The following is a 14,252-nucleotide window of genomic DNA, read 5'->3' on the forward strand; positions in this document are numbered from 1 at the left end:
ACCGGCCGTCTCCGCCGCTCCGCTCTCGGAAACCTCAGGCGCTCGCGGCCGGGTCCGGGCTCGCGGTGGGGTAGTCGTACGAGGGGACGTGCGGCAGTGCCGCGAGGTCCGGGCGCCAGCTGCGCAGCACGGCCGCCGACGGCGCGTACAGGGCCGCGGGGATCTCGGCCGGGGCGAACCACTGCCAACGGGCGATCTTGTGCGGTTCGGTGACGGTGGGGACCCCCTCCGCCGAGGTGGTGACGGCGGCCGCCGTGAGCCGGGTCAGGCCGGACTTCGCGTCGATCTGGACGGAGAGGACACGGATCCCCTCCGGGGCCGCGCGCAGATCCGTCTCCTCCGCGAGCTCCCGGGCCGCGGCCTGTTCGAAGCCCTCGCCGGGGTCGACCTTGCCGCCCGGCAGCTCCCAGCGGCCGTCGTGCGCCTGGCCGAGCAGCACCCGGCCGTCCGGGCCGATGACGACGAGCCCCACGCCGACGACGGCGTTGGGCTGCGGCACGGCCCGCTCGGGGCGCTCTCCGGTGGTGGTCATGGGCGTCCTTCCGGTGAAGTGGTGGGCCGGGCGCGGACGTGGATCCGTTCGCCCTGCGGGCCGAAGAGGCTGAGGAACTCCGCGGCCCGCGGCCCCGCGTTGAAGAAGGCGTGCGGGGTGCGCGTGTCGAACTCGGCGGCCTCGCCGGGGCCGAGGACGAGGTCGTGCTCGCCGAGCAGCAGCCGGATGCGCCCGGACAGTACGTACAGCCACTCGTAGCCCTCGTGGACCTGGAGTTCGGGCCGCTCGGGCGGCGGGCCTTCGAGGGGCGGGAGGATCTGCTTGAAGGCGTGCACCCCGCTGAACTTGCGGGTCAGGGGCACGTAGGTGCTGCCGTGCCGGACGAAGGGGCGCGGGCGGATCCGGGGATCCCCGGTCTCCGGGGCGCCGACGAGCTCGTCGAGCGCCACCCGGTGCGCCCTGGCCAGCGGCAGCAGCAGCTCCAGCGTCGGCCTGCGCTGTCCGGACTCCAGCCGGGAGAGGGTGGACAGGGAGATCCCGGTGGTCTCGCTGAGCTGGGCCAGCGTGGTGCCGCGCTGCCGGCGCAGGGCGCGCAGTCGCGGGCCCACGGCGGTGAGCACGCCGGCGAGTTCCTCGTCCTGCTCCTCGGTGGCCATGGCTCCATTTGCCACTTCGGCAAGAACATTTGTCAAGCGGGCGTCTGCGAGCGGACCCTCGGAGACATGGACGACGCACGGGACGCAAGGAATTCGGGCGACAGGAATTCGGGCGACAGCAATGCAGACGGCAGGAACGCTGACGGCAGGAACGCAGGCGACGCGGGGGACGGCGTGTTCGACGTGGTGGTCGTGGGAGGCGGGGCCGCCGGGCTCGCCGGTGCGCTGACGCTGGTCCGGGCCCGCCGTTCGGTGCTGGTGATCGACTCCGGCAGCCCGCGCAACGCCCCGGCCGCGCACCTGCACGGATACCTCGGCCAGGACGGCCAGAGCCCGGCCTCGCTGCTGGCGAGGGGGCGCGCGGAGGTGGCCGGCTACGGCGGCGAGATCAGGCCGGGCACGGCCATCGCCGCGGACCGGCTGCCCGACGGAGGCTTCCTGGTCCGCTGCGGGGACGGCTCGACCGTCAGGGCGCGGCGGCTGCTGGTCGCCACCGGCCTGGTCGACGAGCTGCCCGCGGTGCCGGGGATCGGGGCGCGCTGGGGCCGGGACGTGCTGCACTGCCCGTACTGCCACGGCTGGGAGGCCCGAGACCTGCCGGTCGCGGTGCTCGCCGACGGACCCGTCGCGGTGCACCAGGCGCAGCTCTGGCGGCACTGGAGCGAGCGGACCACCCTGCTGGCGCACACCTGGCCGCTCACCGACGCGGACCGGGAGCTGCTGGCCGCGCTCGGTGTCCGGGTCGTCGAGGGGGAGGTGACCGGGCTCGCGGTCGAGGAGGACCGGCTGACGGGGGTGACCCTGGCCGACGGCTCCGGCGTGGAGTGCGCGGCCCTGGTGGTGGCCCCGCGGTTCACCGCCCGCTCCGGAGTCCTGACGAGCCTGGGCCTGCCGACCACCGTCCTGGAGCGGGACGGGCACGCCGTCGGCACCTGCGTCGAGTCCGATCCGGTGACCGGCGCGACCGCGCTGCGCGGGGTCTGGGCGGCGGGCAACGTGACCGCCCCGATGGAACAGGTCGCGGGCGCGGCGGCGCAGGGGGTGCGGGCGGCCGTCGCCGTCAACACCGACCTGATCGAGGAGGAGGCCCAGCGTTCCGTGGCGGCCCACCGTGCGGGGGCCGGGGCCGGACCTGTCGGCGGCTGACCCGGGCCGGCCGGGCCGGGCGGGGAGCGTACGGCTCGTATCGGACAGTTGTGCGGGTTTCGGTCGCCGTCCGTCCGCGCAGGCTCTGGACGGTGTGATCGTCGTACGGTCCGACGGTCGACGGCCCAATGGTTCGGGGGGACGCTCCATGACACATGTACTGGTCATCGGCGGAGGAGTCGGAGGGCTGGCCACGGCCCTGCTCGCGGCGCGGCACGGCCACACGGCGGAGCTGTTCGAGCGCGATACGCGCGCTCCGGGCACCGCCCTCGACCGCGACTTCTTCGGCTGGCGTCGGCCGACCGTACCGCAGGCCGCCCAGCCGCACGCGCTGCTCGGGGCCGCCCGCACCGTCCTGCGCGACGAACTGCCCGACGTCTACGCGGAGATGCTCAGACTCGGTGCGCGCGAGCGGCACGAGCTGGACTGGTTCGAGGAGCGGCCCCCCGCTCGCGCGGGTGACGAGGACCTCGTCATGCTCCAGGCGCGGCGCATCGTGTTGGAGAGCGCGCTGACGACGGCCCTGCGCGCGGAGGCGGGCGTCGTCGTCCGGTACGGGGAGGCGGTCGCCGGCCTCACCACCGCCCCGGGGCCGGCCGAGAACTCCGGGATGCAGGTGACGGGAGTGACCACCGAGGCGGGGACTTACGAGGGAGACCTCGTGGTGGACGCGGGCGGGCGGCGCGGGGGAGTCGAGCGCAGGCTGGCCGAGGCGGGCTGCCGGCCGCCCGTCGTGGAACGGCACCGCACGGGGCTCGCGTACTTCTGCCGCTGGTACCGGCTGCCCGAGGGCAGGGACGAGGGGCCGCGCCGGCCCTGGGCGGTGACCGGCGGCGCCTTCGCCGGGTGTGCGGTGTTCCCGGCCGACAACCGGGTGTTCGCGGTGACGCTGTTCGTGCACACCTCGGACACCACCCGCTCGGCGCTGCGCGATCCGGCCGTCTTCGAGCGGGCGGCCCGTGCCTTCCCGCCCGGCGCGGCCTGGCTGGCCCTCGGGGCCGAGCCGCTGTCGGACGTACGGGCCACGGCGAGCCTGGACAACCGGTGGAGCGCGCTGGTCGACGAGCACGGCCCGGTGGCGACCGGGCTGGTGCCGGTCGGCGACTCGATCACGCACACCAATCCGACGCTGGGGCAGGGCACCTCGCTCGCGCTGTGGGCCGCGCGCCGGGTGGCCCGTACGGCGCACCGGGACCCGGGATCGGCCCGGTTCGCCGTCGATCACCACGACTGGGCGGTGCGGACGCTGAAGCCGTGGTTCGACTTCCAGGTGGTCGCCGACGCGGCCATCGGGGAGCGCTTCGCGACCCGGGTGGGGCGGACGGGGACGGCGCGCGAGGTGGCCGCGCTGTTCGACTGCGCGCTGGAGGACCCGGAGGTGATGCGGGCGCGGGCGAGGGTGCGGCACCTGGCCGAGCCGCCGGAGCGGGCGTACGCGGATCCGGAGGTCAAGGGCCGGGTGGCGCGCTGGCTGGCGGCGCGGCCGGACTACGCCCCGCACGAGGCGGGGCCGGACCGGGCGGAGTGGGAGAAGCTGACGGAGGGGGCGGGCGGGGCCGCTCAGCCGCCGGAGTCGGCAGAACCGGTGGAATCGGTGGATCCAGCGGTGCCTGCGGTGCCTGCGGTGCCTGCGGTGCCGGCGGACGGGCCGAGCACGTCGGCGAGGTCGTAGCCGACGACCTCCTCCAACTGGGCGTAGGTGCAGCTCTCCGGGGTCCGGTCCGGCCGCCAGCGGTGGAACTGCGCGGTGTGCCGGAAGCGGTCGCCCTCCATGTGGTCGTACCTCACCTCGACGACCCGCTCGGGGCGCAGCGGCACCCAGGACAGGTCCTTCTTGCCGGTCCAGCGGCTCTGCGCGCCCGGCAGCCGCGCGCTCTCGTGGGCCTCCTCCTCCGCCCAGGCGGCCCACGGATGTCCGGCCGGATCGGGCATCCGCAGGGGTTCGAGTTCCGCCACCAGCTCGGCGCGGCGCTTCATGGGGAAGGCCGCGCAGACGCCCACGTGCTGGAGGGTGCCGTGGGCGTCGTACAGGCCGAGGAGCAGCGATCCGACAATCGGACCGCTCTTGTGGAAACGGAAACCCGCGACGACGACGTCGGCGGTACGTTCGTGCTTGATCTTGTACATGAGGCGGGCATCGGGCCGGTAGGGGAGATCGAGCGGTTTGGCGATCACCCCGTCGAGCCCGGCGCCCTCGAACCGCTCGAACCACTCCTGCGCCAGCGCGGCGTCGGTGGTCGCGGGCGCGAGATGGACGGGGGGCCGAGCGGTGGAGAGTGACCGGACCAGTGCGGCACGGCGGTCGGTGAGCGGCGTGTCGAGGAGCGACTCGTCGTCGAGCGCGAGCAGGTCGAAGGCGACGAAGCTGGCGGGGGTGGTCTCGGCCAGCAGGGCGACACGGGACTGCGCGGGATGGATCCGCTCGGTCAGCCGGTCGAAGTCGAGCCGCCCGCCGTGAACGATCACGATCTCGCCGTCCACGACGCAGCGGTCCGGCAGATTGGCCTTCAGCGCCTCCGCCAGCTCGGGAAAGTACCTGGTCAGGGTCTTGCCGGTGCGGCTGCCGAGTTCGATCTCATCGCCGTCGCGATGGACGATGGCCCGGAAGCCGTCCCACTTGGCCTCGTACTGCATGCCGGGCGGGATCTTCGCCACGGACTTGGCGAGCATCGGTTTCACGGGCGGCATCACTGGCAGATCCATGCTCTCGATTCTGCGGTGGTACGTCTGGCCGCGCCCGGTATGCGCGCACGAGCGGGCCCGCCTACCGTGGCGCACATGGGTGCTGCCGGTAATGCGATCGAGCTGGACGCGGGCGGGCGGACGGTACGGCTGTCCAACCCGGACAAGGTGTACTTCCCGGAACGCGGCCTCACCAAGCGGCACGTGGCCGAGTACTACCTGGCGGTCGCGGACGGCATCACGCGCGCCCTGCGCGACCGGCCGACGACCCTGGAACGCTTCCCGGACGGGGTGGAGGGCGAGTCCTTCTTCCAGAAGAGGGCGCCGAAGAACCTTCCCGACTGGATCCCGACCGCCCACATCTCCTTCCCGAGCGGTCGCTCCGCCGACGAGATCTGCCCGACCGAGCCGGCCGCCGTCCTGTGGGCCGCCAACCTGGGCTGCCTCACCTTCCACCCCTGGCCGGTACGCCGCGAGGACACCGACCGCCCCGACGAACTGCGCATCGACCTGGACCCGCAGCCGGGCACCGACTACCACCACGCGGTGGCGGCCGCCCACGAGCTGCGCGCCCTGCTGGAGGAGCTGGGCCTGCGCGGCTGGCCCAAGACCTCGGGCGGGCGCGGGCTGCACGTCTTCGTGCCGATCGCCCCGCGCTGGACCTTCACCGACGTCCGCCGGTGCGCCATCGCCCTCGGCCGGGAACTGGAACGCCGGATGCCAGGCAAGGTCACGACGGCCTGGTGGAAGGAGGAACGCGGCGAGCGGATCTTCGTCGACTACAACCAGACGGCCCGCGACCGCACGATCGCCTCCGCCTACTCCGTCCGCCCCCGCCCGCACGCCCCGGTCTCGGCACCGCTGCGCTGGGACGAGATCGACGACGCGGAGCCCCGCGACTTCGACATCCTGACGATGCCGGCCCGCTTCGCCGAACTGGGCGACCTGCACGCGGACATGGACGAGCACGCCTTCGCCCTGGACCCCGTACTGGAACTCGCGGCCCGCGACGAACACCAGCACGGCCTCGGCGACATGCCGTACCCCCCGGACTACCCGAAGATGCCGGGCGAACCCAAACGCGTCCAACCCAGCCGCGCCAAGCACGAGGACTGACACCCACGCCCGCCGGCCGACCGCGCCGCCGCGTCGAGCACCCCCGCCACGGAGGCGATGTCCGTCGTCCGCTCCGGCACGATCCGCCGCGGTGTTGATCAGGCGTTGATCGGACGTCCATCCGTGGCGGTCAGTATCTGCGGCATGTCGATGAACACCACTGAAGCAGCCACTGACACCGCCTGGTACGAACTCGCCCTGTGCGCCCAGACGGGCCCGGGCTTCTTCTTCCCGGAACCGGGCTCGTCGCTGCGCGACGCGAAGCGGCTGTGCGGGGCGTGCGAGGGGCGGGCGGCGTGCCTGGAGTACGCCCTGGCCAATGACGAGCGCTTCGGCGTCTGGGGCGGCCTCTCGGAAGCCGAGCGCCTAGCCCTCCGCCCCCGCCGCTGATCAGGTCCGCGTACCCTTACCGCTCGCGCGGACCAGCCCCACCCGGCGGGCGAGGTCGAACCCCTCGCCACCGCACTCCTCGCGGCGCGGCACATGCGGCACGACCCGCACGGGGTAGTGCCCCCCGACGGGCGACACGACCCCCCCGAACCGAGGATCCCCCGCGAACCAGATCCGGTCCGGATGATCGCCCTCCAGCGCGGCGAGCGCGACGGGGAACGGGATGATCCGGAACGTGGCCGTAAGGTCCTCCCGGAACCGGATGTCCAAAGTCGCGGGGCTTCCGGTCACGTAGGGGATGTGGCCACAGGTCAGATCGGACCACGGATATGCCTGGAGGACGGCTTGCACGCGCCGGCGCCTGAAGTAGGCGATGGCAACCCAGGGGAGCCAAGGAATACAGGCGACTGTGACGAGGAGGAAGACGCCCGCAGCCTGGCCGAGGACCCCGACGATAAGGCTTGCCGCAGCGAGCAGGTACGGCGCGCCCAGGCTACCAAGCCAGATGGCCCGGCGGCGGACAAGCCGCTTGTACCCGACGACCGTCGGCGGGTGGTCCCATGCGACCTGCGTGCGCAGCAGCTTCACAGAAGGACCTCCAGAATGCGAGAAGTCCGTGGCGCCTCAGCGGGACCGGGATGGGGATCAGCGAAGCTGACGGTGTGGGTGATGGCCTCGATGATGGCGGTGTACGCGTCGGCATGATGGGTGGCCGCGCTGGTCAGGTCGAGGACCAGGACGTGCTGTCCATCTGCATGAGCCGTGATCGCTCTGGCTTGAAACAGGTGTTGATCAGTGCCCGGGAGAGTGATGGTTCCCGCGACCAAATAGCCGGGGAGCGAGGAGGACAGCTCGACAGGGCGGCGCTCCGCGTTGTTCCACAAGTCGGATGCGGCGATGGCGAGGGCTGTTCGTGCCACGCTCACTCGAAGATCGGCGTGTTCAGCAGTTCGGACGGCCAAGGAGAAGAACGAGGTGCACACGCTGAACGCGTCCTCTGGGTGCAATCCGAGCGCAGTGTGCACGACATGGTGTCCAGCGAGGCCGTCCAATAGGTCCAACAGTTCTGAAAGCTGCTGCTGAGCGCTCGAGCTGCCCAGCGCGCGAGCGACGTCGTCCAACGCCTCGCGGTCGCCCGGCGAGACATCGTGAAAGCCAGGGGGGAGCCGGAACCAAACTGGTGGTGAGCTCTGGGCGGTGCTCATGGCCTGATCACGGACCAGGCGCGCTTCGACTTCGCGAAGGCTGAAGGGCCGTCGTCCAACGCTGCACGCGCGCCGTCGGTTGCAGTCGAGGCGTGCTCGATCGTGTCGTTTTCCGGCCCGTAGTCGAGGAGGGCTGTCCCCAGTCCCGCTGTGGGCCCGGCCATGTTCACAGAGTTCCTCACAGTTCGATTCGTGGTGCTTCGCAATGCCCATGTGGTGAGCGGGTTGTCGACCTCCTGGATGGCGAGGCCTGTTGACCATGTCGTGCTGCGGAAGGAGGAGGTGCCGGCGCTGAGGCCCGTCAGGGCGCTGGCTTCGGGGGCGGCGGTCATGGCCGCGCGGGCGGCCAGGGTGCCGGCCTTGGCGCCCGAGGCGACCGCGGCCACGCCCGGGACCGTGCCGGCGGCGTCGCCCAGGAGGGTCACGCCGCTCTTCCAGAAGTCCGCGTCGAACTCACCCTTCGTGGCTCCGTCCACCAGCGGTTTGCGGAACTTCGGGTCTGCCAGGTGCACGGTCAGGGCCGCCAGGGACAGGCCGCCCGCGACCAGCATCACCGCCAGCCCCGCGGGCGGGCAGAACAGTGCCACGCCCGCACCGATCGCGCCCAGGATCGCCGACGCGTTCGACAAGGCGTCGCCCGGGTCTTCTGTGATCTTGTGCCAGAGCGAGGCCAGGAGGCCCGGTTCCTGCGGGGCCAGGCGGTCCGTCGCCGCGTTCAGGGTGCGGGCGACGCGGCTGGCCGCCGCCGCGTGTTCGGCGGCGAGTTCGCGGGCCAGGCGGCGTGTCGGAGAGGGCCTGCTCCGTCTTGGCCGCGGCCGCCTGGGCCTCGTACCGGGCGGCCAGCGCGCGGTGCGCGACCAGGGTGTCGTGCCAGCCGGCGAGCCGGCGGGCGGCCTCCGCGAGGGAGGTGTGCGCCGCGCCCAGGTAGCGGGGGAGTTCCTGCGAGAGGGAGGCGCGGAAGGCGGTCGCGGCCTCGCCCTGCCACTGCGCGCTGTGGGACACGAGGTCCTGCACGACCCGCGAGGCCTCCCCGAGGGACTGCGCCGACGCCCCGAGCTTCTTCGTCAGGGCCAGGACCGCGGTCGGATCGCCGGGCGCCGGGTCGAAGCCCAGGGCCGCGTGGTCAGCCATGCGAGGCCGCCACCCGGCGGAAGGCCGCGCGGACGGCCTCCTCCAGCTCCGCGTACTGCGCGGCGCTGCGGTCCACGCCCTCCCGTACGGTCTTGACGCGGCGGGTGAGCTCCCGCGTGCCGTGGGCCCAGCGTTCCTGGAAGCCGTCGCACGCCGCGTCGAGGTCGGCCGTGCCCAGTTGGTCGGCCCGTACGTGGTCCAGCGCGCGCCGTGCCTCCCGCAGGGAGACCAGGGAGGAGTCCAGGGCGCGCGTCAGACGGGTCAGCTGGTCGATGTCCACCTGGAGCGAGGTCATGACGCGAAACCCTGGCAGAGCACGGCTCTGCCAGGGCAATCGGCGTCACTCGGCCGAGCGAGCGGAAACAGGTCAGCCCTTGCGGGCCGCGATGCGCGCCGCGCGGGCGGCCAGGCGCTCGTCGAACTTGCGGGCCTCGCTGTCCAGGCCGTTCATGAACAGGCCGAGCTCCTCCTGGGCCTTTTGGCCCTCGGGGCCGAGGCCGTCGATGTCCATGATCTTCAGGAAGCGGATTACGGGGCTCAGCACGTCGTCGTGGTGGATCCGCAGGTTGTAGACCCCGCCGATCGCCATCTGCGCGGCCATGCGCTCGAAGCCGGGCATGCCGTGTCCGGGCATCCGGAAGTTGACCACGACGTCCCGCACGGCCTCCATGGTGAGGTCCGGGGCGAGCTCGAAGGCCGCGCCCAGCAGGTTGCGGTAGAAGACCATGTGCAGGTTCTCGTCCTGCGCGATGCGCGCCAGCATCCGGTCGCAGACCGGGTCACCGGACTGGTGGCCGGTGTTGCGGTGCGAGATGCGGGTGGCGAGCTCCTGGAAGGCCACGTACGCCACCGAGTGCAGCATGGAGTGGCGGTTGTCGGACTCGAACCCCTCCGACATGTGCTGCATGCGGAACGCTTCCAGCTTGTCCGGGTCCACGGCGCGCGAGGCCAGCAGGTAGTCGCGCATCACGATGCCGTGGCGGCCCTCCTCGGCCGTCCAGCGGTGCACCCAGGTGCCCCAGGCGCCGTTGCGCCCGAAGAGGGTGGCGATCTCGTGGTGGTAGCTGGGGAGGTTGTCCTCGGTCAGCAGGTTCACGACCAGCGCGATCTTGCCGATGTCGGTGACCTTGGACTGCTGCGGGTCCCAGGCCTCGCCGTCCTCGAAGAAGCCCGGGAAGTTCCGGCCGTCGCTCCACGGGACGTACTCGTGGGGCATCCAGTCCTTGGTGACCTTCAGATGGCGGTTGAGCTCCTTTTCGACCACTTCTTCCAGCGCGAACAGCAGCTTGGCGTCGGTCCACGCCTCCGAGCTGCCGAGGTGGGGAGAGGTGATCGTCACGGGTACTCCTGGGTGCAAAGCGAATTACCTACGGTTCCGTAGCCTACGGAGTCGTAGGTTAAGCGCGACATCAAGGCCAGCCAACCCCCGGGCAGGTGTATGTCCAGTTACATCCAGTTATCTGTGCAGTTTACGGGGGGTGCGAGAGGCCCCGGAAGGGGCAAAATCACGCCGTCAGGTGGATCGAAATTTTTACTTTTGACGCCCGGAACGGGTTCCGCTTCGCCGCCGCCCGCGGCGCGGGGCGTCCGCGGGCGGCGGCGAAACGGGCTCGCTCACCCGTGCCAGAGGGTCTCCCGGACCTCCTCGGCCGTGGTCGGCCGCAGCTCCCCGTCCATCAGCAGCCACCGGGTGATGCCGATCGACTCCAGGAACGGCACGTCGTGGCTCGCGACCACCAAGGCGCCCTCGTAGGACTCCAGCGCCCCGGTCAGCTGCCGCACGCTCGCCAGGTCGAGGTTGTTCGTCGGCTCGTCGAGCATGAGCAGCTGCGGGGCCGGCTCCGCCAGCAGCAGCGCCGCCAGCGCCGCCCGGAACCGCTCGCCGCCCGACAGGGTGCCGGCCGGCCGGTCCGCCCGGGCGCCCCGGAAGAGGAAGTGCGCGAGCCGTGCCCGGACCAGGTTGTTCGTGGCCTGCGGGGCGAAGCGCGCCACGTTCTCCACGACCGACCGGCTCTCGTCGAGCACGTCCAGCCGCTGGGGCAGGAACCGCGTGGTCACATGCGTCACCACCTCCCCGGACTCGGGCGCGAGCTGCCCCGCGACCGTGCGCAGCAGCGTGGTCTTGCCCGAGCCGTTGCGGCCCACCAGGGCGATCCGCTCCGGCCCCCGCAGCTCCCACTCGCCCGGTACGCGGGCCCCGTGGACCAGCCGCAGATCGCTCAGGGTCAGCACGCGGCGGCCCGGCGGGACCTGCGTGGCGGGCAGCTTGATGCGGATCTCGTCGTCGTCGCGCACCGCCTCCACCGCCTGGTCCAGCCGCTCCTTCGCCTGCGCCAGCTTCTCGGTGTGCATGATCCGGTGCTTGCCGGCCGACTCCTGCGCCGCCCGTTTGCGCGCGCCCATCACGATCTTCGGCTCGCGCTTGTTCTCGTACATCTTCTGGCCGTACCGCTTGCGGCGCGCCAATTTGACCTGTGCGTCGGCCAGTTCGCGCTTCTGCCGCTGTACGTCGCCCTCCGCGACGCGGACCATCCGCTCGGCCGCGTCCTGTTCGGCGGCGAGCATCTCCTCGTAGTCCGTGAAGTTCCCTCCGTACCAGCGGACTTCGCCGTCGCGCAGGTCGGCGATCTGGTCGACCCGCTCCAGCAGCTCCCGGTCGTGGCTGACCACGAGCATCACCCCGGACCACGACTCGACCGCCGCGTACAGCCGGCCCCGGGCCCGCAGGTCCAGGTTGTTGGTGGGCTCGTCCAGCAGCAGGACGTCGGGGCGCGCGAGCAGCAGGGCAGCCAGCCGCAGCAGCACGGACTCGCCGCCCGAGAGCTCGCCGACGGTGCGGTCCAGGCCGATCCCGGCGAGACCGAGCTGGTCGAGCGCGGCCAGGGCCCGCTCCTCCACGTCCCAGTCGTCGCCGACAGCGGTGAAGTTCGCCTCGGTGGCCTCGCCCGCCTCGATGGCGTGGAGGGCGGTGCGGGCGGCGCGGATGCCGAGGGCCTCGTCCACGCGCAGCGCGGTGTCGAGGGTGACCGTCTGGGGGAGGTAGCCGACCGAGCCGGAGACGGACGACTGCCCGCCGGACGGGGTCAGTTCACCGGCGATCAGCTTCAGCAGGGTGGACTTCCCGCAGCCGTTCAGGCCGATCAGACCGGTGCGGCCGGGGCCGACGGCGAGCTGGAAACCGTCGAAGACGGGAGTGCCGTCGGGCCAGTCGAAGGACAGGGCGGAGCAGGTGATGAATGCAGGGGCGTGGCTCATGGAGGCCTCCAGGTTGCGTGAGTGGTGCGTGCAACGCGGGGAGACAGCCGACGCTCAGCCGGTGACGACGGGGGTCACGGTGGTCGGTGGTCGGTGTCTCGGACCTCAGAAGAGCAACGTCCTACTCCGTTTCGACGGCAATGGGTCGTCAACGAAGCTACGGGCGGCCGGAGCCGCCCGCAATCGAATAACCGGCGGGCCCGGTTCAGCAGGTGTCGCGCATCAGCTCGGCCAGGCTGTGGTCCATGTCGAGGTAGAGGTGCTCCAGGCCCGGCGGCACCACGGTCGCCGCCCGCTCCAGGAAGCGGTGCAGCTCGGCCGTCAGCATCAGCACGATCGCGACGCCCTCCGCCGCGTGGAACTCGATCGTCGTCCGGTCACCGTCGTACGGGCGCACCCGTACGTCGCCACGGCCCGACGGGCGGTCCAGCCCGGACTCCAGCAGCTCCCGCGAGAAGGTCCACGACACCTCGATCCCCTCCAGCGTCGCCGGGGCGGGGAAGGCCATCCGCACGGCGAACGGATCCGCACGGTCGTAGCAGAGGGTGACGGGAACCGTATCGACCTTCGGCGCGGTGGCGACCAGACGGGCCTGTGCGGCCTGCTCGATGACAGTGATCAAGGCTCACTCCCTTGCGGCGGATCTGCTGCCGGACTTTGGGGTGGAGCCCGGCAACCCGATAGACGCCGGAATCGGCAAATCCGTGCATGGGTCGTTGCGTGAGCTGTGTCACCGATTGGCCGGAACCCAACTGTGTGATCGCACAGAGTGACCGCCAGAGGGAAGCAGCCCGAAGGACGGCCGGTGGTTCCCGCAGGACCCGGACGGGCCGCAGAAGGGCTGGTTACCGCTCACTCCACAGGCCCAAAGCACGGCCGGGGAGGCACTCTGGACGGCGAAACGGGGGTGCGTTAGCTTCCGGCGCCATGAGACTTCTGCATGTGGGAGCGGGCCTGTTCGCGGCAGCCCTGGTGGCGGTGGGGGCGCCGGCCGCCCCCGCCCGGGCCGGGACGGCCCCGGCGAGCCTGTCCGGGGAACCGTCCGAACGGTCCCAACCGTCCGCCGGGGCCGCGGTGGCGCAGGACTTACGGGGCGCCGGCTGGGAGTTGAAGGAGACCGGGAAGACCGCACGCTTCCGGGGGCTCGCTGCGGTCAGCCGCAGCACGGCCTGGGTGGCCGGCTCGCAGGGCACCGTGCTGCGCACCGTGGACGGCGGCCGCAGCTGGCAGGACGTGTCGCCGCCCGACGCGGTCGCGCAGGGCCTGGAGCTGCGCGACATCGAGGCCTTCGACGCGCGGCGCGCGGTGGCCCTGTCCATCGGGGAGGGCGAGGCCTCCCGGGTGTGGCGCACCGAGGACGGCGGCGCGACCTGGACCGAGACCTTCCGCAACCCCGACCCGCGCGCCTTCTACGACTGCCTGACCTTCTTCGACGCCCGGTACGGACTGGCGATGAGCGATCCGGTGGACGGACGGTTCCGGATCCTGTCCACGGACGACGGCGGGCGGAACTGGCGGGTCCTGCCCGCCTCGGGCATGCCCGACGCGTTGCCGGGCGAGGCGGGCTTCGCCGCGAGCGGCCAGTGCCTGGTCAGCGCGGGCCCGCGCGACGTCTGGCTGGCCACCGGCGGCGGGGCGAGCGCGCGGGTCCTGCACTCCGCCGACCGCGGCCTGCACTGGCGGGTCACCGAATCCACCGTCCCGGCCGGCGACCCGGCACGCGGGGTCTTCGCCCTCGCCTTCCGCGACCGTACGACGGGCCTCGCGGTAGGCGGCGACTACCGCACCGGGCAGGCCTCCCCGCAGGCCGCGGCCGTCTCCTCCGACGGGGGACGCAGCTGGCGGCAGGCGGCGACCCCGCCGTCGGCGTACCGCTCGGGCGCGGCGTGGTTCCCGTACGCCCGCGGGACGGCCCTCGCGGTGGGACCGACGGGCACGGACGTGACCACGGACGGCGGCCGCAGCTGGCGGGCGCTGGAGCCGGGCTCCTTCGACACGGTCGACTGCGCGGCGGACACCGGGTGCTGGGCGGCGGGGGAGAAGGGCCGGGTGGCACGGCTGGAGCGCCGCTGACCGGCGCGTCCTGCGCCGGGCGGACCCTCCACCGGTCGCACCGGCGTGCCGGCGAGGTCCGGAAGGGACGGCCTAGGTCGTCTCTTTCGGATCTTGTCGGCCTTG

Annotated in this window: 15 protein-coding genes and 1 pseudogene; 5 read left to right on the forward strand and 11 right to left on the reverse strand. The window is 72.4% G+C overall.

Going from position 1 to position 14,252, the window contains the following annotated elements:
• Nucleotides 1-34: 34 nt before the first annotated feature.
• Together ACFYP3_RS18915 and ACFYP3_RS18920 are read right to left on the reverse strand one after the other, a co-directional pair.
• A complete protein-coding gene (locus ACFYP3_RS18915; RefSeq protein WP_388833500.1) occupies nt 35-532 on the reverse strand; it encodes an NUDIX hydrolase in 498 nt (165 codons plus the stop codon).
• Entirely contained in the window at nt 529-1,149 is a 621-nt protein-coding gene (locus ACFYP3_RS18920; RefSeq protein ID WP_388833503.1) for a helix-turn-helix domain-containing protein, read from the reverse strand. The genes ACFYP3_RS18915 and ACFYP3_RS18920 overlap by 4 nt, the downstream gene beginning before the upstream one ends.
• A gap of 174 nt (nt 1,150-1,323) precedes the next feature.
• Here ACFYP3_RS18920 and ACFYP3_RS18925 point away from each other — a divergent pair, with 174 nt between their 5' ends.
• The gene (locus tag ACFYP3_RS18925; protein WP_388833506.1) at nt 1,324-2,295 is read left to right on the forward strand and encodes an NAD(P)/FAD-dependent oxidoreductase; all 972 of its coding nucleotides are present in this window, start codon (nt 1,324-1,326) and stop codon (nt 2,293-2,295) included.
• Between the two features lie 148 nt (nt 2,296-2,443).
• Nucleotides 2,444-3,967 carry an NAD(P)/FAD-dependent oxidoreductase gene (locus tag ACFYP3_RS18930; protein ID WP_388833509.1) on the forward strand — a complete coding sequence of 508 codons (1,524 nt, stop codon included), beginning with the start codon at nt 2,444-2,446 and terminating at the stop codon, nt 3,965-3,967.
• Here ACFYP3_RS18930 and ACFYP3_RS18935 read toward each other — a convergent pair.
• Nucleotides 3,856-4,998 (reverse strand): ATP-dependent DNA ligase, encoded by a 1,143-nt coding sequence (locus tag ACFYP3_RS18935; protein WP_388833512.1) that lies wholly within the window; start codon nt 4,996-4,998, stop codon nt 3,856-3,858. The genes ACFYP3_RS18930 and ACFYP3_RS18935 overlap by 112 nt on opposite strands.
• A gap of 75 nt (nt 4,999-5,073) precedes the next feature.
• Here ACFYP3_RS18935 and ligD point away from each other — a divergent pair, with 75 nt between their 5' ends.
• A complete protein-coding gene (gene ligD / locus ACFYP3_RS18940; protein ID WP_388833515.1) occupies nt 5,074-6,093 on the forward strand; it encodes a non-homologous end-joining DNA ligase in 1,020 nt (339 codons plus the stop codon).
• Between the two features lie 144 nt (nt 6,094-6,237).
• Entirely contained in the window at nt 6,238-6,483 is a 246-nt protein-coding gene (locus ACFYP3_RS18945) for a WhiB family transcriptional regulator (RefSeq protein ID WP_030712993.1), read from the forward strand.
• On the opposite strand, the gene ACFYP3_RS18950 is transcribed toward ACFYP3_RS18945, so the two are convergent.
• The 8 genes and pseudogenes from ACFYP3_RS18950 to ACFYP3_RS18985 form a co-directional block, all read right to left on the reverse strand.
• Complete coding sequence (locus ACFYP3_RS18950) at nt 6,484-7,071, reverse strand: hypothetical protein (protein WP_388833518.1); 588 nt, start codon at nt 7,069-7,071, stop codon at nt 6,484-6,486. It lies immediately after the preceding gene.
• Nucleotides 7,068-7,688, reverse strand: coding sequence for a hypothetical protein (locus tag ACFYP3_RS18955; RefSeq protein WP_388833521.1), 621 nt, complete (start codon nt 7,686-7,688; stop codon nt 7,068-7,070). Before ACFYP3_RS18955 ends, ACFYP3_RS18950 begins: the two co-directional genes overlap by 4 nt.
• Complete coding sequence (locus tag ACFYP3_RS18960; RefSeq protein WP_388833807.1) at nt 7,685-8,317, reverse strand: hypothetical protein; 633 nt, start codon at nt 8,315-8,317, stop codon at nt 7,685-7,687. Before ACFYP3_RS18960 ends, ACFYP3_RS18955 begins: the two co-directional genes overlap by 4 nt.
• A gap of 187 nt (nt 8,318-8,504) precedes the next feature.
• A pseudogene (locus ACFYP3_RS18965) lies at nt 8,505-8,819 on the reverse strand (putative T7SS-secreted protein); the annotation flags it as partial.
• Entirely contained in the window at nt 8,812-9,114 is a 303-nt protein-coding gene (locus ACFYP3_RS18970) for a hypothetical protein (RefSeq protein WP_388833523.1), read from the reverse strand. The gene ACFYP3_RS18970 and the pseudogene ACFYP3_RS18965, both read right to left, overlap by 8 nt.
• Before the next feature lie 72 nt (nt 9,115-9,186).
• The gene (locus ACFYP3_RS18975; RefSeq protein WP_388833525.1) at nt 9,187-10,158 is read right to left on the reverse strand and encodes an acyl-ACP desaturase; all 972 of its coding nucleotides are present in this window, start codon (nt 10,156-10,158) and stop codon (nt 9,187-9,189) included.
• Between the two features lie 275 nt (nt 10,159-10,433).
• Nucleotides 10,434-12,074, reverse strand: a complete 1,641-nt coding sequence (locus ACFYP3_RS18980) for an ABC-F family ATP-binding cassette domain-containing protein (RefSeq protein WP_388833527.1) — start codon at nt 12,072-12,074, stop codon at nt 10,434-10,436.
• A 205-nt stretch (nt 12,075-12,279) separates the two neighbouring features.
• Nucleotides 12,280-12,696, reverse strand: coding sequence for an SsgA family sporulation/cell division regulator (locus ACFYP3_RS18985; protein ID WP_388833529.1), 417 nt, complete (start codon nt 12,694-12,696; stop codon nt 12,280-12,282).
• Between the two features lie 305 nt (nt 12,697-13,001).
• Between ACFYP3_RS18985 and ACFYP3_RS18990 the strand changes: the two genes are divergently transcribed.
• A complete protein-coding gene (locus ACFYP3_RS18990; RefSeq protein WP_388833532.1) occupies nt 13,002-14,147 on the forward strand; it encodes a WD40/YVTN/BNR-like repeat-containing protein in 1,146 nt (381 codons plus the stop codon).
• Nucleotides 14,148-14,252 lie beyond the last annotated feature (105 nt).

It is taken from the genome of Streptomyces sp. NPDC005533 (assembly GCF_042871845.1).
Taxonomy (GTDB): domain Bacteria; phylum Actinomycetota; class Actinomycetes; order Streptomycetales; family Streptomycetaceae; genus Streptomyces.